The sequence below is a fragment of the Yersinia intermedia genome (assembly GCF_900635455.1).
In the GTDB taxonomy this organism is placed as follows: Bacteria; Pseudomonadota; Gammaproteobacteria; order Enterobacterales; family Enterobacteriaceae; genus Yersinia; species Yersinia intermedia.
The window spans coordinates 430,965-454,877 of sequence record NZ_LR134116.1 but is presented as its reverse complement, the minus strand read 5'-3'; the positions used below and the strand labels follow the sequence as shown (position 1 = coordinate 454,877).

Sequence of the window (23,913 nt, the reverse complement as noted above, 5' to 3'; positions counted from 1 at the left end):
CAGCGGAAAATCTTACATCATCACCACATCAAACTGTTCTTGGTTATACAGTGGTTCAATCTGCACTTTGACCTGCTTACCGACGAAGATCTCCACTTCAGCCAGAGCATGTGACTCTTCACCTTTCAGTGCTTCTCCTACCGCTGGAGACGCATAAACCAGGAAGCGATCAGAATCGTAAGCGTGGTGCACTCGGACAATTTCACGCAATATCTCATAGCACACGGTTTCCACCGATTTAACGGTGCCACGGCCACGGCAGGTTGGGCATTCGTTGCATAAAACATGCTCGATGCTCTCTCGTGTGCGCTTACGCGTCATTTCGACTAAGCCTAGCTGAGAGAAACCATTAATACTGGTTTTTACCCGATCTTTACTCAATGCCTGTTCTAATGAATGCAATACACGCCGACGATGCTCTTCATTACTCATATCAATGAAATCAATAATGATAATCCCCCCCAAGTTACGCATGCGTAGCTGGCGGGCGATGGCCTGAGTGGCTTCAATATTGGTATTGAAAATCGTCTCGTCGAGATTACGATGACCCACAAAAGCACCGGTGTTGATATCCACGGTAGTCATGGCTTCTGTTTGATCAATAATCAAGTAACCACCTGATTTTAGCTCAACTTTACGTTCCAATGAGCGCTGAATTTCATTTTCGACATCGTAGAGATCGAAAATCGGCTGTTTGCCTGCATACAGCTCCAGCTTTGCGGTCATCTCAGGAATGTATTCACTGGTAAATTCCACCAGCAGGTCATAAGTCAGCTTGGAGTCGACTCGGATTTTATCCAGTGCCGCACCGGCAAAATCACGCAGTACGCGTTGCGCCAGTGCCATCTCGCCATACAACTTATATTTGGTGATATTGCGCTTCTTCCGCTCCTGGACTTTAGTCCACAGCCGTTTGAGGAAGGCAGCATCTGCCGATAGCTCTTCTTCACCAATTCCTTCGGCGGCAGTACGGATAATAAAACCGCCCTGTTCATCACAGTAGGCCGCCACAGTTTTTTTCAGGCGTTCGCGTTCTGCTTCGCTTTCAATTCGCTGCGACACCCCAACATGGGCAGCTCCCGGCATAAGTACCAAATAGCGGGAAGGTAACGTGATATCCGTGGTCAAACGTGCACCTTTGGTGCCAAGAGGGTCTTTCACCACCTGCACCATTAAATCCTGCCCTTGGCGCACCAGTTCAGCGATATCGCGCACATTGAAATTTTTCTGTTCATCCCCAGCCACGCATTCGGTGTGGGGCATGATATCGGAGGCATGGAGGAAGGCGGCCTTATCCAGACCAATATCGACAAACGCCGCTTGCATGCCCGGTAAAACCCGGCTGACACGACCTTTGTAGATATTACCGACGATCCCTCTTTTCGCTTCTCGTTCAATGTGTATTTCTTGCAAGATGCCACCATCAATGTAGGCAACTCGCGTTTCAGACGGTGTGATATTGACCAGTAATTCAGCTGTCATGTATTCCTCTCACATTACGTAGCGCAATGAAATTACTTAGTAATTCATGGGTTTCTACCAACGGCAGCCCCACTACGGCGTGGTAACTGCCGGTAATGGTTCTGACGAAACAACCACCTTTCCCCTGAATACCGTAAGCGCCCGCTTTGTCCATGGGTTCACCGGTAGCAATATAGTCACTGATTTCCAACTGGGATAACACACGAAATGTCACATCTGTCACCACCATGGCAGATAACACATCTTGCCGATCAGCCAGAGACACCGCAGTGATCACCTGATGTTGCTGACCGGACAGCGCACTCAATATTCGCTGCGCATCGGCTTTATCCCGTGGTTTTTCTAAAACTTGCCCATTTAACACCACAATGGTATCGGCCCCTAATACCGGCAGATCCTGTGGTGCGACCTTTACCCCTGCCTGAGCTTTCTCCAACGCTAAGCGCCGGACATACTCTTGCGCACTCTCCTCTGGATGGCGTTGCTCTTCAACCTCAGTTTTCAGTACCTCAAAAGGGACATTAAGCAGGGCCAGTAATTCACGGCGACGCGGAGAGCCAGAGGCAAGATACAGGGCGGTCATGAGTCTAAAGTCCTTATTGCACCGCAAATTGGCGGCGAATTTTACGCATTAACAAGAATAGCCAAGGCCACAAAATACCGTTAATTACACTACTCCAGAATACTTCTGGGCGGAATGAGACATTAATCACTAAAAACTCAGACCAAAACACCACGACATCCATGGTGAGTGAAAGCAGCATCACGATGAGCGCCTGCTGCCACAGTGCCATATTGCGGAATAGTTGAAACTTAAAAGCGACCAGATAAGCGATAATACTGAGTGCCAGCGCCCTTACCCCAAGTGTTGAACCCAAAATAAGATCCATAATCAGCCCAAGGACAAAGCCGGTGCCAACATTCACTCGATGGGGTAATGCCATCACCCAGTAGATTAAAACCAATGCTAACCATGACGGCCGGAACATATAAATCTGTTCCGGCCACGGCATAATTTGCAGCACCATGGCAATCAGGAAGGATAACCAGATAACCCAACGACCATTGCTGCTGTAACGGTTCATGGCGATACTCCCGGCGCAGTCACTGCTGTTGGTGTGGTAGGCGTAGCGGCCGGTGGTGCCGGTGGCCCCATCGCATCTGCGGCAGGCAGCACTTGTGACATCATCGGAGCCAGTCGTTCATTGGCTACGCGGCGAACTTCAGTTGGCGGCAATGGCATCTCACCATTACGGTCAGCCCCCCACAATAGCAACAAGTAGCGCAGGCGCTGTAAATCAGCGGTTGGGCGAGCCTGAATCACAGTATAAGCCCGCTGGTTATCAACTTTGACAGAAGAGACCACTGCGACCGGATAACCCTCGGGGAAACGCCCACCCAGCCCGGATGTCACTAATACATCACCAACACGAATATCTGTATTGCTGGGTAAGTGCTCCAGTAATAAATCATCGGTACAACCGCTCCCTGCGGCAATTACGCGAATATCATTACGTAGCACCTGAATCGGTAGCGCATGGGAGGCATCACAAATTAATAATACGCGGCTGGTTAGTTTACTCACCGCGACAACCTGGCCTACGACACCACGGTCACTGATAACCGGCTGGCCTTCGTATACCCCGTTGTTAGAACCTTTATCGATAACCACCTGATCACTATAAGGGTCTGTCCCGCTGGACATCACCTGCGTGACCATTTTTTGTTCATCCTGACGCAAAGGAGAACCGAGTAACTCACGTAAGCGGTTATTTTCCTGCTTAAATTGCCCAAGCAACTGTAGGTCAGTATTTTTAAGCAACAGCTCTTGGCGTAACGCACGGTTTTCCAGCTCTAGCTGTTCACGGGTAGCCAGAGTTTCAGAAACGTTGTCGAGAACTTTGCGTGGCCCATTGGCCAGAAAATAGAAAGGGCTAACGGCGGTGTCCATATAGGTACGTATTTTGACAAACGTGCCCAACCGGCTATCAGCGATAACCAAAACAATAGCGGCAAGAATGGCAAAGAACAGTCGCAGTTGCAGGGATGGACCCCGGCTAAAAATCGGCTTCATAAATTATGCGTATTCCTCGACGACAAAAGGAGGCGCTAAATCGGACGAACTAACCCTTCTTACCTTATGTAAGATGGATAGCGATTCATCTGACTTAGTTCTCCTCCTTTTTGGCTGACTATTATTCTTCGCTGAACAAATCGCCGCCATGCATGTCGATCATTTCCAACGCTTTGCCACCGCCGCGAGCGACGCAGGTCAATGGGTCTTCTGCCACTACGACTGGGATACCGGTCTCTTCCATCAGCAGGCGATCCAGATTACGCAGCAATGCGCCACCACCGGTTAGCACCATACCGCGTTCAGAGATGTCAGAAGCCAATTCTGGCGGGCATTGTTCCAGTGCAACCATTACCGCGCTAACGATACCAGTCAGCGGCTCTTGCAGCGCTTCAAGGATCTCATTGGAGTTCAGTGTAAAGCCACGAGGCACACCTTCAGCAAGGTTACGACCACGCACTTCAATTTCCAGAACTTCATCACCCGGATAAGCAGAACCGATGCTGTGTTTGATACGTTCAGCAGTCGCTTCACCAATCAATGAACCGTAGTTACGGCGCACATAATTAATGATCGCTTCATCAAAGCGGTCGCCACCGATACGAACAGAAGAAGAGTAAACAACCCCGTTCAGAGAGATAACGGCCACTTCTGTGGTACCGCCACCAATATCCACGACCATTGAACCTGTTGCTTCAGAAACCGGCAGACCGGCACCAATAGCAGCAGCCATAGGCTCTTCAATCAAAAACACTTCACGAGCGCCAGCGCCCTGAGCGGATTCACGGATCGCACGGCGCTCAACCTGAGTAGCCCCGACCGGTACGCACACCAATACACGCGGACTTGGGCGCATAAAGCTGTTGCTGTGAACCTGCTTAATAAAGTGTTGCAGCATTTTTTCGGTGACAAAGAAATCGGCAATAACGCCGTCTTTCATTGGGCGAATAGCAGCGATATTGCCTGGGGTGCGCCCAAGCATCTGTTTAGCATCATGGCCCACAGCCGCAACGCTCTTTGGTGAACCGGCACGATCCTGGCGAATAGCAACCACTGAAGGTTCATTCAGTACAATGCCTTGTCCTTTAACATAAATAAGGGTATTGGCGGTACCCAAGTCGATGGACAAGTCGTTGGAAAACATGCCACGAAATTTCTTAAACATAACGAAAGGATAATCCTGCAAGCTGGGGGCGGAAAATAAAATCCGCCTACTTTACCAACCACACGAAGCAGCGACAAGGCGCAAAAACGTCCTGATTCGGTGAAAAAGTAGCTGCGTTGTTGACATCTCGCTCCACTCAGAACTTATGTCGCTTGAAAAGGTTGAATAAACCCTCCACACAACACAGATTCTGCGTAACGACCGGCGTAACACAGCACATAAAATCTAACATTTAACCTGATTCTCGTCGGAAGTAAGCGCCCACCAACGATTTACGGAAATGACTGGCACATTCTACGTTAATTTTTGCTCAACGATCAGGCTAAACATAGCCCTAATACGAATATTTTTTCTTTCCGGGGTTCAAAAGCGTTGGCAGAGCAAAAAAATTGCCCTGTCCACCGTAAATCCCCTTATCCTTCAGCGTTTGCCATTCTTCACGGGTAAGCACTCCTGCGGCAAAAACTTTTGTATCCGTCCCCGCACAGGCACCCGTCAGGCTTTCCACAAACAACTGATTTTCATAACGTAAATTAATGCTTCTTACTAACCCAGGATGAAGTTTAATCATTTCAACCCGTAGCGATTTGATGTAAGAGGTGCTAACAACCGTTAATCCGGCCTGCGACACCATCACCTTGCAGCCCACACCGAGCAATAAACGCATCATCGGACGGATTCGGTCGATATGTTGACACACATCTGCCTCTGCAAGTTCAAAGATAATTCGCTTTCTATCAGACTTTCTGCATTGTAATAGCGTATCACGCAGCCAACGCTGAAAAGAACGCTGCAATAATGAATCAACGCAGATAGAAAATGCCAGAGTTTCGTCCGGCCATAAAGCTAATAAAGGAATTATCCGATCAATTTTTTGACGGTCGTAACGCTCCGCTAGGCCAAGCAATTGCACTAATGGTGTATATTCAGCGGCTAACAACTCTTGCTCACCATCATAGATACGGCTGATTATTTCACGGTGATGAATTTTACCGTCAACAGTAATCACCGGCTTCTGATAAAGCCTTGGCCCGCCGTTAGCCAGCGTCTGCTCCAGTAAAGTGCGCCATTTGACACTACCACGCCCTTTTTCTGACACTTGAGTATCGAATACATACCAGCCATTCCCCCCATACATCGCCGCATTTTTGGTCGCTTGTCCAGCATTATCCATAATCTGTTCAACTGACTCCCCACTGCGATACGCCACAATCCCCATATGCAGCAATGATTCGCGGTCAATAACATGAGGGTCAGGTAACGCCCCAACCGCATGAACCAATTGAGCAGCCATAACATCCGCATCTTTTAGCGTTTTATGGGGCAACAAAATCGCGATATCACTACGATGGTAGCGCGCCAGTAACGCCGAGGGATGGCGGGCAACAAAAGAAGAAAGCAGGTTAATCAACGACCGCATCAGTTCTTGTACCTGCTGATGATCATCAGTTTCATTTAAACTTTCAAAATCAGGTAACTGCACCATCATGACTATCCCATGGGCACCCTCTTCCTCCAGTTGGGTAGTCAGTTGATTATCAAAAAACTGGCGATTGCTGAGACCGGTTTTGGCATCTTGTGCCGCAAAAGTGCGAATAAGCGTATCAACACGGTTACGCTCCTCCCTCACTTCCATCAACTCGGCCAATAGCCGGTCAATGGCACGACTGGCACAAGGCGGCCATTCATGCCCGTCGCTACTGATAGCATATTCACGTTCGCCGTTAAGAATACGCCTTGCTCGCCGTTCAAGTTTTTCCTGCCCTGCGGTTTGATCACGCAACCAGCGGAAACTCAGCAATAGCGCCATGGCAATCACTATAACCACCAGCGATAAAACGGCCGCAGCATAAAGAGAGCGGGTATAGCTGTTCAAGGGGTCAATATAGGTGAAATGCATCGATGCCCCAGGTTGATGCAGCATCGGTACCACCATGTTGCGGTATCTACTTCCGCTATTCCAAGGCGTATAAATTGCAGGGAATTTGAGATGATACAGCGTGCGGTCTTGATCTTGGACGCTGAGCTCCACCACACCGATAGTTCGCATCATGATAGGCAACCACTCGCGCGCTTTATCCGCCGGTTGCAGCAGAAGCGACTGATCATAAGCTGTCACGATACTTTGGAGACGGTGCTCCATTTTTTTCTGGCATAAATAGAAGAAACTTACCGTGCTACCCAGTAGCACCAAGCACATAGCCGAGACCACTAGTAGCGTCATAAACGCAGAAAGTTTGGTTGTAAATTGCATCCCTTAGCCTTGCGAAGCGCAATTAAGTGAAGAAAAATCCTCATGTCCCTTGAGGAGCACACTATATGACAAAAATAGGCTATAAAACTGACTTTTTACTTCATAATGCGACAATAACACAATATTTTCGCCTTTTTCCCTGCTTTTCAATCAATCCCTCTTCAAAGGATAGCCATGATAAAAATCAATGAATTGATTTTTGTTCTTGATCAGGCCAGAAGGTTGCTGTTACCGCTATATTAGCTCACTCTTAACCCATCCCTTTTTTGAATTATTCACAATTTATACACTAAATAGCTCGAGTTGCATGAAGGCAGCCAACACACATGCAACTTGAAGTATGGCGGGTATATACCCAACGTCATTGGCGTTGCAGAAAGATATATCGGGAGAGTGATACATGCGAGCACTGGTACTTGATCAAATTGAAGGCCGTACTGTCGCCGAAGTGCGTGAAATATCGCCCTCGCAATTGCCAGCCGGTAATGTCACGGTTGATGTCAATTGGTCCAGCCTGAATTATAAAGACGCGCTAGCCATCACCGGCAAAGGGAAGATTATCCGCGAATTCCCTATGGTGCCGGGTATTGATTTTGCTGGCACGGTTCACAGCAGTGAGGACCCACGTTTTCATATCGGTCAGTCAGTGTTACTGACTGGCTGGGGGGTGGGCGAAAATCATTGGGGCGGTTTAGCCGAGCAAGCGCGTGTGAATGGCGATTGGCTGGTTCCCATGCCTGAAGGGTTGGAGCCAAGAAAAGCCATGATTATCGGTACCGCAGGGTTCACCGCCATGTTGTGCGTCATGGCATTGGAAGACGGCGGCGTTACCCCCGAAAGTGGCGAAGTGGTGGTCACCGGAGCCAGCGGTGGCGTAGGTAGCACCGCAATTGCCTTACTGTCGGCGCTCGGTTACCAGATTGCGGCAATCTCAGGTCGTGACAGTAACAGTGACTATTTGAAAAGTCTCGGTGCGCAGCGGGTGCTCTCGCGCAATGATTATCTTGATGCGCCACGCCCACTGGAAAAACAGTTGTGGGCCGGTGCAATTGATACTGTCGGCGACAAATTGCTGGCTAAAGTGCTGGCACAGATGAATTACAACGGCACCGTTGCCGCTTGTGGATTGGCGGGTGGCTACACGCTGCCCACCACTGTGATGCCATTTATTCTGCGCAACGTGCGTTTACAAGGCGTGGATTCGGTGATGACACCTCAACCGCGCCGCCAGCAAGCCTGGCAGCGGTTGCTGAAAATCTTACCCGACAGTTTCTATCAGCAAGCATCGCAATCCATCACGCTGGCAGATGCGCCAACTATCGCCGCACGCCTGCTGGCGAATGAAGTCACTGGCCGGACGTTGGTTAAAGTTCGCTAATTATTTATTTTGCAAAAGTCACCGGGTGGATATTGCGGCCACCCGGTCCTATCACTCCATTCTCACTCAGAAATTTCATATTTTTCTCAGCCCCCTCGCACTTGTGCCCATAAGCCGCCATGATTAATACCATAACGGTCAGTATGACTCCCCTGCCCGATGGAGTAGGTCTATGCGCAACTTTTTATCTCATTCAAAAAACAGTCTCAGTGGCAGCAGTACCAAACCACGCAAACTGACCGAAGCTGACGTCACGCCGGAAAGTATTTTTTACCAGCGCCGCAAAGTATTACAGGCACTGGGGATCACGGCTGCCACACTGGCGTTACCCACATCGGCACAGGCAGATCTACTGGCCTGGTTTAAAGGCAATGATCGCCCTAAAGCCCCGTCAGGCAAGCCATTGACGTTTACCAAATCAACGGTGTACCACCCCGATCTGGCGATGACGCCAGAAGAAAAAGTGACTGGTTACAATAACTTCTACGAATTTGGTCTGGATAAAGCTGATCCCGCCGCCAATGCTGGCACGCTGAAAACCGAAGGCTGGCAGATACGTATCGACGGTGATGTGGCTAAACCAATGACACTGGATATCGATGACCTGATAAAACGCTTCCCGCTGGAAGAACGCATTTATCGCATGCGCTGCGTCGAAGCCTGGTCCATGGTGGTGCCGTGGATTGGTTTTGAGTTAGGGAAACTGCTCAAGCTGGTTGAACCAACCAGTAATGCCCGCTATGTCGCATTTCAAACACTTTACGCCCCGGATCAGATGCCGGGACAAGAGGACCGTTTTATTGGCGGCGGGCTAAAATACCCGTATGTCGAAGGCTTACGACTGGATGAAGCTATGCATCCACTCGCCTTCATGACCCTGGGTGTGTATGGCAAAGCCCTGCCACCGCAAAATGGTGCTCCGCTGCGGCTTATCACGCCGTGGAAATATGGCTTTAAAGGGATAAAATCTATCGTTCATATTCGCCTGACTCATGATGAGCCGCCCACTACCTGGAACCTCAGTGCGCCTAACGAATACGGTTTTTATGCCAATGTGAACCCCCATGTCGACCATCCGCGTTGGTCGCAAGCCACAGAACGCTTTATCGGCTCCGGCGGTATCCTTGATGTGCAGCGCCAACCTACGTTGCTGTTTAACGGTTATGCGGACCAAGTTGCATCCCTCTACCGCGGTTTGGATCTACGAGTGAATTTCTGATGCGCCTGAGTCTACAGCAGATTAAATGGTTAAAAGTGGCTATCTGGCTGGCGGCAGCGCTACCTTTTCTGTGGCTGATTTTATCGGTTAATCAGGGTTGGTTCAGTGCCGACCCCGCCAAAGATATTCAGCATTTTACCGGCCGCATGACATTGAAACTGTTGTTAGCCACTTTAGTCGTCACACCGCTGGCGCGTTATGGTAAACAACCCCTCTTGATCCGCTGCCGCCGGTTATTAGGTTTATGGTGCTTTGCCTGGGGAACCTTGCATTTAGTCAGCTACTCTTTGCTGGAACTGGGGCTGAGCAATATTGGCCTGCTGGGGCGCGAGTTGGTTACCCGCCCCTATCTCACATTGGGGATTATCAGTTGGCTATTGTTACTGTCGCTGGCCGTCACCTCTACCTTGTGGGCGCAACGGAAAATGGGACCCAACTGGCAAAAACTGCATAATCTGGTGTATGTTGTCGCCATCCTTGCGCCAATTCATTATCTTTGGTCGGTTAAAACGCTTTCGCCACTGCCGATTATCTACGCCGTGGTGGCGGTTATATTGCTGGCACTACGCTATAAAAAATTTCGGCAATGGTGCCGTTAGTGGCCGGAACTTATCATGATTCTCCCCGTCATAAATAATGCTGAACGCACAGTTCGCACTCTTTTTTATTGAATATCTTCGCTGATAAGACCAGTATTTAGCTGCTAATTGCTACGATATCATTATAATGCCCGACCTTAGTGCCGATCGCAGTATCAAATTCGTCGTAAAAAGGTGACAAATCGGTGACATCAGGTTATTTTTTACGATGATGGACTAATTGCCGGAGATACCAGCACAATGTCGGATAAGTTTCACATTTTGCTTCTGAATGGCCCTAACCTGAATCTGCTTGGAACGCGTGAACCGGAAAAGTACGGTTACACCACATTGGCTGAGATTGTCAGCCAGTTAGAGATTCAAGCCCAGGGAATGGATGTGGCGCTGTCCCATTTGCAGTCAAATGCAGAGCATGCGCTGATCGATAGAATTCATCAGGCACGGGGTAATACCGATTTTATCCTGATAAACCCAGCAGCGTTTACGCATACCAGCGTGGCACTGCGTGATGCATTGTTAGGTGTACAGATCCCGTTTATCGAGATCCACTTGTCTAATGTGCATGCCCGGGAGCCTTTCCGTCATCATTCATATCTCTCTGATATTGCAGTTGGCGTAATCTGTGGACTTGGCGCAGATGGCTACAACTTTGCTTTACAGGCAGCGGTAAATCGCTTGTCAAAATCCAACTAGACCCGAAATAATTCGAGTTGCAGTAAGGCGGCAACTGAGCGAATCCCATGAACTGACTAAAAAGTGACGGGGTGAACGAAGGCAGTCAACACACATGCAACGTGAAATATGATGGGTATAATTGCAACACACAAAGAGTACGGAATCACACTCATGGATATTCGTAAGATTAAGAAACTGATCGAACTGGTTGAAGAGTCCGGCATTTCAGAACTGGAAATCTCAGAAGGCGAAGAGTCAGTACGTATCAGTCGTGCTCCCGCCGCACCAAACTACCCAATGATGCAACAGCCATATGCTTTTGCTGCACCACAGCAACAGCCCGCACTGGCTGCCGCCGTTGCACCAGCACCTGCTGAAGCGGCTGCACCAGCAGCAATCAGTGGCCATATCGTGCGCTCCCCAATGGTCGGTACCTTCTACCGCACCCCGAGCCCGGATGCTAAAGCCTTCATTGAAGTAGGTCAGAAAGTTTCTGCTGGTGACACTCTTTGCATCGTTGAAGCGATGAAAATGATGAACCAAATCGAAGCAGATAAATCCGGTACTGTAAAAGCCATTCTGGTTGAAAACGGTCAGCCGGTTGAATTCGACGAGCCTCTTGTCGTCATCGAGTAACGAGGCGTTCCATGCTTGATAAAATCGTAATCGCTAACCGTGGTGAGATTGCGCTGCGTATCCTGCGAGCTTGTAAAGAGCTGGGGATCAAAACTGTGGCAGTTCACTCTGTCGCGGATCGTGATCTTAAACATGTGTTATTGGCTGACGAGACTGTTTGTATTGGTCCCGCGCCTTCTGTTAAAAGCTATCTGAACATCCCGGCAATCATTTCTGCTGCTGAGATCACCGGCGCGGTGGCTATTCACCCCGGCTATGGTTTCCTGTCTGAAAATGCTGATTTTGCCGAACAGGTAGAACGTTCAGGTTTCATCTTTATCGGCCCGCGTGCCGAAACTATTCGCCTGATGGGTGATAAAGTTTCAGCAATAAGCGCGATGAAGAAAGCTGGTGTACCTTGCGTACCTGGCTCTGACGGCCCATTGACTGACGACACTACCAAGAATAAAGCCTTTGCCAAACGTATCGGTTACCCGGTCATTATCAAGGCATCAGGCGGTGGTGGTGGTCGTGGCATGCGTGTGGTTCGTCATGATAAAGATCTCGAGCAGTCCATCAACATGACGCGTGCGGAAGCCAAAGCAGCTTTCAATAACGACATGGTTTATATGGAAAAGTACCTTGAGAACCCACGCCATATCGAAGTTCAGATTTTGGCTGACGGTCAGGGTAATGCTATTTATCTGGCTGAACGTGACTGTTCTATGCAGCGCCGCCACCAGAAAGTGGTTGAAGAGGCACCAGCACCAGGTATCACCAGCGAATTGCGCCGTTATATCGGTGAACGCTGCGCGAAAGCCTGTGTAGAGATCGGCTATCGTGGTGCGGGGACTTTCGAGTTCCTGTATGAAAACGGCGAGTTCTATTTCATTGAAATGAACACCCGTATTCAGGTTGAACACCCGGTTACCGAAATGATCACCGGTGTGGATTTGATCAAAGAACAACTGCGTATCGCTGCGGGCCAACCTCTCTCCATCAAACAAGATGAAGTGAAGGTACACGGCCACGCCGTGGAATGCCGTATCAACGCCGAAGACCCGAATACCTTCCTGCCAAGTCCGGGTAAAATTACCCGTTTCCATGCGCCGGGCGGTTTTGGTGTGCGTTGGGAGTCTCATATTTATGCCGGTTATACTGTGCCGCCATATTATGACTCCATGATCGGCAAGCTGATCACTTACGGTGAAAACCGTGACGTGGCAATTGCTCGCATGAAAAATGCGCTAGCAGAACTCATTATCGACGGTATCAAAACCAATGTTGAGTTACAGCAGCGCATCATGAACGACGAAAACTTCCAGCACGGTGGCACCAATATCCACTATCTGGAGAAAAAACTCGGGTTACAAGAAACCTGATATTTTGTTCTTCATGCTGTTAGTCTTTTATATCAAGGCCGGTTAATCACCGGTCTTTTTTCTTTTGAAATTTTATTTCGACTTATCTATCTGAAGTTATTGGTGTTGTAGTCAAGCGGCAATCTAATGAAATCCGATAAGTTAATTCGGGTGAGTGAGCGCGGCTAACAACGCTGTCGCGCCAAGTACAAAGATATTATTACCCACAGTAATGGGTGTGACAGCCAGGCAGCAAACGAACACATCCCGATGAGCTGACTCACGTCAGTGATTCGGGTGAGCGCGCGCGGCTAACAACGCTGTCGCGCCAAGTACAAAGATATTATTACCCACAGTAATTGGTGTGACAGCTAGGCAGCAAACGAACACATCCCGATGAGCTGACTCACGTCAGTGATTCGGGTGGGTGAGAGCGGCTAACAACGCTGTCGCGCCAAGTACAAAGGGTATGGGGAGAACAATGGAAACAAGATTCATACAAGCTCACAAAGAAGCGCGCTGGGCCTTTGGTTTAACATTGGCTTATCTGGCTGGCTGGATATTGACTGCGTATTTACCCGGTAATATCCCCGGCATGACTGGCCTCCCGGCTTGGTTTGAAGCCGCCTGTATTGCGCTGCCACTGGTGTTTATTGTGCTGTGCGCTCTGATGGTGCGTTTCGTCTTCCGCGATATCTCGCTGGAGGATGATAATGCAAACTGATGTTGTCCTGCCATTGGTGGGCTATCTGGCAATGGTATTTGGCTTATCAATTTATGCCTATACCCGCCAAAAAACCGGAAGTTTTCTAAACGAATACTTTATCGGCAACCGCTCGATGGGAGGATTCGTACTGGCAATGACCCTGACCGCCACTTATATCAGTGCCAGTTCATTTATTGGCGGGCCGGGTGCTGCCTATAAATATGGCCTTGGTTGGGTGTTATTGGCGATGATCCAGTTACCTGCGGTCTGGCTGTCACTGGGTGTTCTGGGCAAGAAGTTCGCTATTCTGGCACGCCGCTATAATGCCGTGACCCTCAACGATATGCTGTATGCCCGCTATCAAAGCCGGTTACTGGTGTGGTTGGCCAGTATCAGCTTGTTGGTGGCATTTGTCGGTGCCATGACCGTGCAGTTTATTGGTGGTGCACGTTTGCTGGAAACCGCAGCGGGCATTCCTTACGATACCGGCTTATTAATATTTGGTATCAGTATCGCGCTATATACCTCTTTTGGTGGTTTCCGCGCCAGTGTATTGAACGATGCCTTGCAAGGGCTGGTGATGTTGATCGGCACTATTTTACTGCTTGTGGCGGTGATCCATGCCGCAGGTGGGCTGCATAAAGCCATCGATACACTACAACATATTGATCCAGCGCTAGTTTCACCGCAAGGTGGTGAGAAGATCCTTGATCTGCCGTTTATGGCCTCGTTCTGGATCCTGGTGTGTTTTGGCGTGATTGGCCTGCCACATACTGCCGTGCGCTGTATTTCGTATCGTGATAGCAAAGCGGTACACCGTGGCATTATCATCGGCACCATTGTGGTCGCAATCCTGATGTTCGGCATGCATTTGGCTGGCGCATTGGGCCGGGCGATCCTGCCGGACTTGAAGATCCCCGATCAGGTGATCCCGACACTGATGATCACAGTGTTACCGCCCTTTGCCGCCGGGATCTTTCTGGCGGCACCCATGGCGGCGATTATGTCGACCATCAATGCCCAGTTGCTGCAATCGTCTGCAACCATCGTGAAAGATTTATATCTCAATCTGCGGCCGGAAGAGTTGAAGAATGAACGCAAGTTGGCGCGTATTTCCAGCTTATCAACGCTTATTCTTGGGCTGTTACTGTTACTTGCAGCCTGGCGGCCGCCAGAAATGATTATCTGGCTGAATCTGTTGGCCTTTGGTGGCCTGGAAGCCGTATTCCTCTGGCCATTGGTGCTAGGGCTGTACTGGGAGCGAGCCAATGCTCATGGTGCCCTTAGCTCTATGATTGTCGGTGCGGTATGCTATACGGTACTGGCCAGTTTCAATATTAAGATAGCCGGTCTGCACCCGATAGTGCCGTCACTGGTGCTTAATCTGCTGGCGTTTTATATCGGTAATCAGTTTGGCGACAGAGCGCGGGCACGACAGCCCGTGGTAGTTAGCGCTGATTAGAAACGATTAATTTATATCAGCTCAATTATATACCCAATAGATTTCAAAATGCAGGAAGGCGGCAAGCGAGGGCATCCCGATGAGCTTACACAGTCAAGTGATTCGGGTGCGTGAGCACAGCCAACACCCCTGCGATTTGAAAGATGAAGGGGATTGAGCTTTTGAGAGAAAAGTTATGCCTTGGATTCAACTAAAATTAAACACCACTGGCAATCAGGCCGAATCCCTTGGGGACGCATTGATTGAAAGTGGCGCGGTGTCAGTCACGTTTCAGGATACCCACGATAATCCGGTGTTTGAGCCGCTACCAGGGGAAACGCGTCTGTGGGGCGATACTGATGTGATTGGCCTGTACGATGCTGAAACGGATATGGCCGCAGTGATCGCCATGCTGGAATACAACCCGCAACTCGGTAAAGGCTTTATCCATAAGATTGAGCAGTTGGAAGATAAAGATTGGGAACGTGAATGGATGGATAATTTCCATCCGATGCGTTTCGGTGAACGCTTGTGGATCTGCCCGAGCTGGCGTGATGTGCCGGACCCAACAGCGGTCAACGTGATGCTGGACCCTGGTTTGGCATTTGGTACGGGTACCCACCCAACCACCGCATTGTGTCTGCAATGGCTCGATAGCCTCAGCCTGGACGGTAAAACCGTTATCGACTTCGGTTGTGGCTCTGGCATCCTGGCAATTGCCGCGCTAAAACTCGGTGCAACGCGCGCTATTGGCATCGACATCGATCCGCAGGCCATTCAGGCCAGTCGTGATAACGCACAGCGTAACGGCGTTTCAGAGCGTCTGGAGCTGTATCTTGCCAAAGACCAGCCAGCAGACTTATCTGCCGATGTGGTGGTCGCCAATATTCTGGCTGGCCCCTTGCGCGAGCTGGCTCCACTGATTAGCGTACTCCCGGTCGCGGGCGGTCATTTGGGGTTATCTGGCGTACTGGCAACCCAGGCACTGGGCGTCGCGCAGGCTTATGAGGATAAATTCACCCTCGATCCCGTGGCAGAGAAAGAAGAATGGTGCCGTATTACCGGTATCAAGCAGTAAGCACGCAAAACTGACTCCCCTGCTAAGGCTGCTACGCCATAGCAGGGACTATCCCCCCTGCTGAGTTAGCATTCCCGGCAATTCACTACACTCTTTTTTTAACTGAAATGAGAGGTCTGACTCATTTCTATCTGTGCTTTATCATTGATTTGATGAATAAATCAGCACTTTCGACCAGGCTGATGAGGCATAACCTGTCGATAATTGTGATGTTTAGTAGAAAATCCTTAAGCGCACAAATTAATCAATTCAAGTTAACATCATGTTATATATGAATAAATAATTAATTAGCCAAGTTTAATGGGTATTTTATCGCTCTTTTTTCATCAATTGGTCAAAGTTTGGCCTTTCATCTGAGCGCAAAAATGCGTAATATACGCGCCCTTACGGACACAGTGTGGTCATTCTTTGTCTATGCGTATTGGACACTTCCAGCTTACAAATTGCCTGATTGCCGCCCCGATGGCTGGTATAACAGACCGCCCCTTCAGAGCGCTATGTCATGGCATGGGGGCTGGGATGACGGTATCTGAAATGCTCTCCTCGAATCCTGAGGTCTGGCGGACGGATAAGTCGCGTTTGCGTATGGTTCATAGCGATGAGCCTGGTATTCGTACCGTGCAAATTGCCGGTAACGATCCAGATGAGATGGCAGCAGCAGCCAGAATCAATGTGGCTAATGGTGCACAAATCATCGACATCAATATGGGATGTCCAGCCAAGAAAGTGAACCGCAAACTGGCAGGATCTGCATTATTGCAACATCCTGATTTGGTTAAACAAATCCTCTCCGCAGTGGTCAATGCGGTAGATGTGCCAGTAACGCTGAAGATCAGAACTGGTTGGTCGACCGAACACCGTAACTGTATAGAAATTGCCCAACTGGCCGAAAATTGTGGTATACAAGCCCTGACGATTCATGGCCGAACCCGTTCTTGCCTGTTTAATGGTGAAGCGGAATACGACAGCATTCGGGCAGTTAAGCAGATTGTTTCCATTCCCGTTATCGCGAATGGCGACATCACTGACCCGCATAAAGCCAGAGCGGTGCTCGACTACACTGGAGCTGATGCTCTGATGATAGGACGTGCCGCTCAGGGAAGACCTTGGATCTTCCGGGAAATCCAGCATTATCTGGACACTGGGGAGTTGCTGCCACCGATGCCACTTGGCGAAGTGCAGCGCTTGTTAAACGGGCATATACGGGAATTGCACGACTTTTATGGTCCAGGCAAGGGATTTCGTATTGCACGTAAGCACGTCTCTTGGTATCTCCAGGAGCATGCCCCTAACGACCAGTTTCGGCGCACATTCAACGCCATTGAGGATGCCAGCGAACAGCTGGAGGCGTTGGAGGCATATTTCGAAAATCTTGCGTAAACAGAAAAAAGAGCTGACAGAACTATGTTCGAACAACGCGTAAATTCTGACGTACTGACCGTTGCAACCGTAAATTCACAAGATCAGGTGACTCAAAAGCCTTTGCGTGACTCGGTTAAACAAGCACTGAAGAACTATTTTGCTCAACTGAATGGTCAGGATGTGAGTGACCTGTATGAGTTGGTACTGGCTGAAGTTGAACAGCCATTGTTGGACATGGTGATGCAATACACCCGTGGCAACCAAACCCGCGCTGCCCTGATGATGGGCATCAACCGTGGCACGCTGCGTAAGAAATTGAAAAAATACGGCATGAACTGATACTAGTCGGTTAACTTGTTGTTTAAAAAGGCGTACTCCACACGGAGCGCGCCTTTTTTATTACGCCCCCTGTTTGCCCCCTGCGGGTTCACGCCATAAATGCCCCATGCTCGGCATGCGGTAACTCCGCCTATATACACTGCGATCATATTTATTTCCTCAGATTAATCGTTCTCACGCTATAGTCATTATTAACAACTATCTATACTCAACATATTGGGCGTTACAGCAAAACGGCACCGCTGTAACGTCAAGTAGGAAGGGTATTGCTGACGAAGTCTGATTTGTACCGATAATAGGGGTTTGATTATGAATAAACTGGTCATTGCCGTAGCGCTTACAGCGACTGTATTAAGTGGATGTGCTAACAACAGAACGGCGTCTGGTGATACTTTTACTGCCTCTCAGGCACGACAAGTACAGACGGTAACCTACGGTACGGTAGTCTCCGCACGACCAGTCACCATTCAAGGTGGCAGTGAAAATAATGTGGCCGGGGCCATTGGTGGTGCGGTGGTCGGGGGCTTCTTGGGTAACACTATTGGTGGTGGCCGTGGTAATAGTCTGGCAACGGCAGGTGGTGCGGTAGCTGGTGGTATGGCAGGTCAGGGCGTGCAAAGCGCCATGAACCGTAGTGAAGGCGTACAACTGGAAATTCGCCGAGATGATGGCAGCAACATCGTCGTCGTACAGGCACAAGGGCCAACGCGTTTCAGCGCGGGTCAACGCGTCATGATTGCCAGTGATCGTAGCGGCACAGTAACAGTTTCTCCTCGCTAAATTCACCCGCCGGGGGTTTTTGCCTCCGGCTTTTAGCTTGCTAACACAAAAATATCCTACAATTTAGCAACAACTATTGTCGGTATAACCAGTTGTTTAGTAAAATAAAAAATTATACTCGCACATCAGAGCAGATGAAAAAACCATTGACACTGGCTATGGTAGTCAAATATTAGGTTGCCACAGGGAATGTGTTGTGGTTAAATAGCCTCATCGGTTTGGAACACAGACCTTATGAAAGCAGTTTTAGTAAAGCAGTCCTCAGTTAAAGCATATCCAAAGATATCCCTTCTCCGTGAGTCTCCTCCTAAGTGCCTAAGTAAGTTACCCTCTGAAAAACAGACCACGTTCGCCTCACTATTGTGGCAAAAAATAATTGAAGGAAGTATCCCTATGTCTAATAAAATGACTGGTTTAGTAAAATGGTTTGACGCTGGTAAAGGTTTTGGTTTCATCACTCCTGCTGATGGTAGCAAAGATGTGTTCGTTCACTTCTCTGCCATCCAGAGCAATGATTTCAAAACCTTAGATGAAGGTCAAAAAGTTGAGTTCTCTATTGAGAACGGCGCTAAAGGCCCATCAGCGGTAAACGTAGTCGCTCTGTAATACAGCGTGATTAGGGGAGTAGGCTGCCGATAGCGATGACGGCCAGACCCGAGCAGTGTAGCCAGCTCCCCAAATAAAGTAATAAGCAGTACCCGGTTGACAGTAACATTTATGCAAGCAGTTTTAGTAAAGCAGTTCTCCGTATTAGCGTTATCAGACAGATACCTCTTCTCCGCGAAATTCCTTCTAAGTGCCCCATAAGTTGTACCCAAGCCTATCCGCTCGCCTATGGCGGCAATCAAAAATAATTGAAGGAAGTATCTCTATGTCTAATAAAATGACTGGTTTAGTAAAATGGTTTAATGCCGATAAAGGTTTTGGTTTTATCTCTCCTGCTGATGGTAGCAAAGATGTGTTCGTTCACTTCTCTGCCATCCAGAGTAATGATTTTAAAACCTTAGATGAAGGTCAAAAAGTTGAGTTCTCTATTGAGAACGGCGCTAAAGGCCCAGCAGCGGCTAATGTTATTGCGCTGTAACAGCCAATAATAGATACCAAAACTATTGGAATAACGTACGATAGATGAAGGTGATAGCTCTGATAAGTTACGTTATTCTGAATAAAAAGAACCCGCCTTTGTGCGGGTTTTTTTGTTGCCAAAAATAGAGCTACACTTAGAATAATATTCAATTTCCAGTAGGCTAAAAGTAATAAATCCAATAAGCAACGTTTATGCGTTATACATTATTCTTTACTAATAGATTTAGTCTGTCCGATTTGCCTGTACTCAGGCTGCCCCTGACTTTACCACCTCGTCTATTAATGCAAAATTACGTTGTTTTAACAGATAAAATCCCGCACAGGATAATTAATAAAGTAGAGTAACCGCTAGATTTCGTCTCAATTGTTCTCGCCAGAATAATATATTTCTCCAACTGTGCATCCCCACCACGAACAATATAAGAATGACTTTGATCAAAATGGCCACGTTATTTTGTCTATACAGTTATTTCATATAATCACCGCCTTAATCATCTCATTATTACCGCTTTTTTCACTGGCGATGATTAACACTGCACATAAAATAGCATCAGGGTAAATAATCATGTCGATATTCAAAACACGTATAGGAAGGATGTTACTTATCCTATTTATTGGGATAGGTATCTGGTTTAGCCCCGTCCCGGAATCGGTAGACCCGCGCGCCTGGCACCTCATGGCGGTTTTTGCAGCGACGGTTATCGGCCTGATCTTGTCGCCATATCCGTTAGGAGCAATGGCGATATTTAGCCTGACGGTAGTCGCGGCAACAGGTTTGCTGAGCATCAAAGAAATATTAGCCGGTTTTGCTGACCCGACAATCTGGATGATCGCTTGTGCCTTCTTTATCTCACGCGGCTTTATTAAAACAGGTTTTGGCCGCCGGGTCGGTTATCTGTTTATCAGTAAATTGGGCCACAGCTCGCTAGGTCTGGCTTATGGTTTAGTGCTGACCGATTTGCTATTCGCACCGGCGATGCCGTCTACCTCCGCCCGATGTGGTGGCATCATTACCCCACTGTTCCGCTCAATTTCCGAAGCCTATGAATCGACACCAGAGCGCGGTACCGAACGCAAAATCGGGGCATTTCTGGTGCAATGTATCTTCCAGTGTAATGCCATTACCTGTGCGATGTTCCTGACCTCGATGGCCGGTAACCCAATGATTGGCAAACTGGCAGGTGAAATGGGGATTACCATTACCTGGACCAGTTGGGCATTGGCCGCCATTGTCCCCGGTTTAATCTCTTTGGCGGTAATCCCATTGTTGCTGTATCGCTTCTATCCGCCGGAAATAAAGAAAACCCCGGAAATGCGCGCCCTGGCAATGGTGAAATTGAAAGAAATGGGGCCAATGAGCCGCAACGAATGGATTGTATTATCGGTCTTCGTCGGGCTGGTGACGCTGTGGGTATGTGGCGCGGCACTGAATATTGATGCCACCATGACCGCCTTTATTGGACTGGCAATTTTATTACTGAGTGGCGCACTGACCTGGGATGATGTGATTGCCGAGAAAGAAGCCTGGCATACGGTGATTTGGTTTGCGGTACTGTTAACACTCGCCAGCCAACTGAATAAACTGGGCTTTATTACCTGGTTTGGGTCATCAATTGCCGGTTCAGTACAGGGGATGAACTGGGTGCCAATGATGGGTATCCTGTTGCTGGCGTACTATTACAGCCACTATATGATGGCCAGTGCCATCGCCCATATCAGTGCCATGTATGCCATTTTTGTCTCCATCGCTATCGCAGCAGGTGCTCCGCCAATGCTGACCGTATTGGTATTCGGTATGTTCAGTAACCTGTATATGGCGACTACCCACTACTCTGGCGGCCCGGCCCCTATCCTGTTTGGTTGTAACTTTATCCCACTGGCGACCTGGTGGAAAATAGGTTTCCTGATCAGTCTGGTGGTTATCCCTATCTGGCTGATTATCGGTAGCGCCTGGTGGAAAGTACTGGGTTTCTGGTAATACGTTGAAAGATTAAGAATAAAAAACACCGCGCGATGACACTGACGCGGTGTTTTTTTATCGGCTACTTACTGCTGTTTACGTAATTCGATACCCACATCTCCGCCGGGGTGCACCGCCAGCAGGGCCTGTTTAGTAAAACCTCTGCGAGCCATCAGGCAGGCGCAAATAGCATCAAACAGGGCTAACACCAGAACAATAGAGGTGGTTGCTAACATATTCAGCGGGTCTATCTCTTGCTTCACATGCGTTTTCAGCACCAAGGCAGATACCTGCGCGATAGCCGACTGCTCGTTTTCCGTTACGCTGATAATCTGCACTTGCTTGCGTTGCAGCGTTGGCAGCAACCGGGTCAGCTCATCGGAGTTCCCGCCACGAGAGATCAAAATGATGATGTCCTGTGGCCCGAGGAAACCCAAATCGCCGTGTGCAGCATCAGTGGCATTCAGGTAAATCGCCGGTTGCTCTACGCAAGCCAGCATATGAGCAACCTTTCGTGCGGCAATACCTGATGTGCCCACCCCAGTTACCGCGATTTTGCCACGGCACCCAGCCAACATCTCCAGCACCTGCAACCACACCTGCGGATCGACATTATCCTTTAACGCCGCCAACTCGCGGCTATAAGTCATCCATGCGTCACTGGCTATCTGCCATTCATCACTCTGGCTCATCCTTCCTCCTGCATCAGTTCCTGATAGCGCATATGGTCGTGATACATCTGGTGGAACACGCGGTATTTACGGTCGTAATAGGCTTTGATTTTGTTAGTTTGCGGTGTGACCGTTTTACCAATTCGGCTCATGGCCGCCATCGCCTCCGGCAGCGACTCAAACACACCTGCTGCGACTGTGCCCATCATGGCACTGCCGAGCAACATGGCTTCACTCTCTTCCGGCAGTAACATGGCACAACCCGTCGCATTAGCGTGTTCTTGTACAAAGATCGGGTTTTTAGTCCCGCCGCCACTGGCCATCATAGTGTCAATGCAATAGCCATTCTTATTCATGGTTTCGATGATATGCCGCGTTCCCAGCGCCAGCGCCTGAATGGTCGCCAAATAGCGCAACGCCATATCTTCAAAGGTGGTGGACAGCTTCAAGCCGGTAATAATACCCGTCAGATTCGGATTCGCACGCGGTGAACGGTTACCGTGGAAGTACGGCAAAATGTGAATATCTTTGGTGAGGAAGGCGATATTCTCCGGTTCACCAGCGAGCTGACGCAGAATGTGATTTAGCGCCTCGTAAATAGTCTCACCTTTGCTTTTTGCCTGTGCCAACAGCTCTGGGTAACACGGATGTGTTTGAATAATATGGTCAATTAATGCTCCCGTCGCCGACTGCCCACCCTCATTCAGCCAGTACTCCGGTAAGATAGCCGAATAATAGGGTCCCCAGATGCCGCCAATAAAATGCGCGGAACGGGACATCGCCATATGTGCCGTTGAAGTGCCACCAATCAGCGCAATTCGCCGATCAAAATTGGCATTTTCGCCAGTCACACCACTGGCACCGAGGATACCAATGGTGCCAGCATGGGCATCAATAATAGAGACACTGACCGCAGTGCCAGGGATCAACCCCATTTCTGATGCCGCCCGTTGGCTAAGTCCACGGCCCAACGGCTCGCCCATCGGTTTAACGGTAGCGCCGATTTTCGCCGCATTGTTATCCAGCAAATCAGCCAGCCCGACCAATTTAAAATAGGACGGATCCCAGCGATCCTCATGGCCCAGATAAGTCCATTTACACACCGTAGAACAAAGCGAACGGGTTTCGTCTTTGGTCGCCCGCCAGGTCAGAAAATCTGGTAGATCAAACAGATGACCGACATTACTCCACGTGGTTGGCATATGCTGTTTCAACCACAGCAGTTTTGGGGTTTGCATTTCAGGCGAAATAACACCGCCAACAAACTCCAATACCGGGTGTTTGGTGGCATTAATTCTTTCTGCCTGGGTAATGGCACGATGGTCCATCCAGACAATCACATTCTGTTCGCTGCGCCCTGACGGGCTAACGGTCAACGGGTTGCCTTCTTTATCCAGCACCACCAGCGAACAGGTGGCATCGAACCCCAGCCCTTTCACTTGGATCGGGTTGATATCAGCCTGATTCACCGCATCCCGTACCGCATTACACACCGCCTGCCAGATATTATCGGAAGACTGCTCAACAAAATCCGCCTTGGGCTTAAACATGGTAATTTCACGGCTAGCCTGCCCGACCATGCGGCCCTGCAAATCGAATACTCCGGCCCTTGCGCTGCCGGTCCCTACATCTACGCCGATAAAGTAACTTGCCATTGTTGTATCCCTC

General features: G+C 49.1%; 23 protein-coding genes. 15 read left to right on the top strand and 8 right to left on the bottom strand.

Annotated features, from left to right (window positions below):
* Nucleotides 1-12: 12 nt before the first annotated feature.
* The 6 genes from rng to csrD form a co-directional block, all read right to left on the bottom strand.
* On the bottom strand, nucleotides 13-1,482 hold the full coding sequence (gene rng / locus EL015_RS02060) for a ribonuclease G (RefSeq protein WP_032906980.1): 1,470 nt from the start codon (nucleotides 1,480-1,482) through the stop codon (nucleotides 13-15).
* Entirely contained in the window at nucleotides 1,472-2,065 is a 594-nt protein-coding gene (locus EL015_RS02055; RefSeq protein WP_005188561.1) for a Maf family protein, read from the bottom strand. The genes rng and EL015_RS02055 overlap by 11 nt, the downstream gene beginning before the upstream one ends.
* A 13-nt stretch (nucleotides 2,066-2,078) precedes the next feature.
* Nucleotides 2,079-2,567, bottom strand: coding sequence for a rod shape-determining protein MreD (gene mreD / locus EL015_RS02050; protein ID WP_032906981.1), 489 nt, complete (start codon nucleotides 2,565-2,567; stop codon nucleotides 2,079-2,081).
* Nucleotides 2,564-3,556, bottom strand: a complete 993-nt coding sequence (gene mreC, locus EL015_RS02045) for a rod shape-determining protein MreC (RefSeq protein WP_005188564.1) — start codon at nucleotides 3,554-3,556, stop codon at nucleotides 2,564-2,566. Before mreC ends, mreD begins: the two co-directional genes overlap by 4 nt.
* 121 nt (nucleotides 3,557-3,677) lie before the next feature.
* Nucleotides 3,678-4,721, bottom strand: a complete 1,044-nt coding sequence (gene mreB / locus EL015_RS02040; RefSeq protein WP_002228205.1) for a rod shape-determining protein MreB — start codon at nucleotides 4,719-4,721, stop codon at nucleotides 3,678-3,680.
* A 334-nt stretch (nucleotides 4,722-5,055) separates the two neighbouring features.
* The gene (csrD, locus tag EL015_RS02035) at nucleotides 5,056-6,975 is read right to left on the bottom strand and encodes an RNase E specificity factor CsrD (protein WP_032906982.1); all 1,920 of its coding nucleotides are present in this window, start codon (nucleotides 6,973-6,975) and stop codon (nucleotides 5,056-5,058) included.
* 400 nt (nucleotides 6,976-7,375) lie between these two features.
* Here csrD and acuI point away from each other — a divergent pair, with 400 nt between their 5' ends.
* The 15 genes from acuI (at nucleotide 7,376) to EL015_RS01960 (ending at nucleotide 21,592) form a co-directional block, all read left to right on the top strand.
* Nucleotides 7,376-8,353, top strand: coding sequence for an acrylyl-CoA reductase (NADPH) (gene acuI / locus EL015_RS02030; RefSeq protein ID WP_005191368.1), 978 nt, complete (start codon nucleotides 7,376-7,378; stop codon nucleotides 8,351-8,353).
* Nucleotides 8,354-8,525: 172 nt separating this feature from the next.
* Complete coding sequence (msrP, locus tag EL015_RS02025) at nucleotides 8,526-9,572, top strand: protein-methionine-sulfoxide reductase catalytic subunit MsrP (RefSeq protein WP_005191374.1); 1,047 nt, start codon at nucleotides 8,526-8,528, stop codon at nucleotides 9,570-9,572.
* Nucleotides 9,572-10,171: a protein-methionine-sulfoxide reductase heme-binding subunit MsrQ gene (msrQ, locus tag EL015_RS02020; protein WP_032907656.1), complete on the top strand. Its 600-nt coding sequence runs from the start codon at nucleotides 9,572-9,574 to the stop codon at nucleotides 10,169-10,171. The genes msrP and msrQ overlap by 1 nt, the downstream gene beginning before the upstream one ends.
* Nucleotides 10,172-10,411: 240 nt before the next feature.
* Nucleotides 10,412-10,864: a type II 3-dehydroquinate dehydratase gene (gene aroQ / locus EL015_RS02015; protein WP_005191376.1), complete on the top strand. Its 453-nt coding sequence runs from the start codon at nucleotides 10,412-10,414 to the stop codon at nucleotides 10,862-10,864.
* Between the two features lie 153 nt (nucleotides 10,865-11,017).
* Entirely contained in the window at nucleotides 11,018-11,482 is a 465-nt protein-coding gene (gene accB, locus EL015_RS02010; RefSeq protein ID WP_004701474.1) for an acetyl-CoA carboxylase biotin carboxyl carrier protein, read from the top strand.
* Between the two features lie 11 nt (nucleotides 11,483-11,493).
* Nucleotides 11,494-12,843, top strand: a complete 1,350-nt coding sequence (gene accC / locus EL015_RS02005) for an acetyl-CoA carboxylase biotin carboxylase subunit (protein ID WP_005191381.1) — start codon at nucleotides 11,494-11,496, stop codon at nucleotides 12,841-12,843.
* A gap of 460 nt (nucleotides 12,844-13,303) precedes the next feature.
* Nucleotides 13,304-13,546, top strand: a complete 243-nt coding sequence (locus tag EL015_RS02000; protein ID WP_005191385.1) for a YhdT family protein — start codon at nucleotides 13,304-13,306, stop codon at nucleotides 13,544-13,546.
* Nucleotides 13,536-14,990 carry a sodium/pantothenate symporter gene (gene panF / locus EL015_RS01995; RefSeq protein ID WP_032907658.1) on the top strand — a complete coding sequence of 485 codons (1,455 nt, stop codon included), beginning with the start codon at nucleotides 13,536-13,538 and terminating at the stop codon, nucleotides 14,988-14,990. The genes EL015_RS02000 and panF overlap by 11 nt, the downstream gene beginning before the upstream one ends.
* Nucleotides 14,991-15,165: 175 nt before the next feature.
* Nucleotides 15,166-16,047, top strand: a complete 882-nt coding sequence (prmA, locus tag EL015_RS01990) for a 50S ribosomal protein L11 methyltransferase (protein WP_005191390.1) — start codon at nucleotides 15,166-15,168, stop codon at nucleotides 16,045-16,047.
* Nucleotides 16,048-16,461: 414 nt separating this feature from the next.
* Entirely contained in the window at nucleotides 16,462-17,427 is a 966-nt protein-coding gene (gene dusB, locus EL015_RS01985) for a tRNA dihydrouridine synthase DusB (protein ID WP_032907659.1), read from the top strand.
* A gap of 24 nt (nucleotides 17,428-17,451) precedes the next feature.
* Nucleotides 17,452-17,748: a DNA-binding transcriptional regulator Fis gene (gene fis, locus EL015_RS01980; RefSeq protein ID WP_002210061.1), complete on the top strand. Its 297-nt coding sequence runs from the start codon at nucleotides 17,452-17,454 to the stop codon at nucleotides 17,746-17,748.
* A 309-nt stretch (nucleotides 17,749-18,057) separates the two neighbouring features.
* Entirely contained in the window at nucleotides 18,058-18,528 is a 471-nt protein-coding gene (locus tag EL015_RS01975; RefSeq protein ID WP_005191397.1) for an outer membrane lipoprotein, read from the top strand.
* Nucleotides 18,529-18,921: 393 nt separating this feature from the next.
* A complete protein-coding gene (gene cspE / locus EL015_RS01970; protein ID WP_005163090.1) occupies nucleotides 18,922-19,134 on the top strand; it encodes a transcription antiterminator/RNA stability regulator CspE in 213 nt (70 codons plus the stop codon).
* 265 nt (nucleotides 19,135-19,399) lie between these two features.
* Nucleotides 19,400-19,612 carry a cold shock protein CspG gene (gene cspG / locus EL015_RS01965; protein WP_032907660.1) on the top strand — a complete coding sequence of 71 codons (213 nt, stop codon included), beginning with the start codon at nucleotides 19,400-19,402 and terminating at the stop codon, nucleotides 19,610-19,612.
* A 567-nt stretch (nucleotides 19,613-20,179) separates the two neighbouring features.
* Complete coding sequence (locus tag EL015_RS01960) at nucleotides 20,180-21,592, top strand: anion permease (protein ID WP_032907661.1); 1,413 nt, start codon at nucleotides 20,180-20,182, stop codon at nucleotides 21,590-21,592.
* 68 nt (nucleotides 21,593-21,660) lie between these two features.
* On the opposite strand, the gene EL015_RS01955 is transcribed toward EL015_RS01960, so the two are convergent.
* Together EL015_RS01955 and EL015_RS01950 are read right to left on the bottom strand one after the other, a co-directional pair.
* Complete coding sequence (locus tag EL015_RS01955) at nucleotides 21,661-22,266, bottom strand: KpsF/GutQ family sugar-phosphate isomerase (protein WP_032907663.1); 606 nt, start codon at nucleotides 22,264-22,266, stop codon at nucleotides 21,661-21,663.
* Nucleotides 22,263-23,900 carry an FGGY-family carbohydrate kinase gene (locus EL015_RS01950; protein ID WP_005191411.1) on the bottom strand — a complete coding sequence of 546 codons (1,638 nt, stop codon included), beginning with the start codon at nucleotides 23,898-23,900 and terminating at the stop codon, nucleotides 22,263-22,265. The genes EL015_RS01955 and EL015_RS01950 overlap by 4 nt, the downstream gene beginning before the upstream one ends.
* Nucleotides 23,901-23,913: the final 13 nt, after the last annotated feature.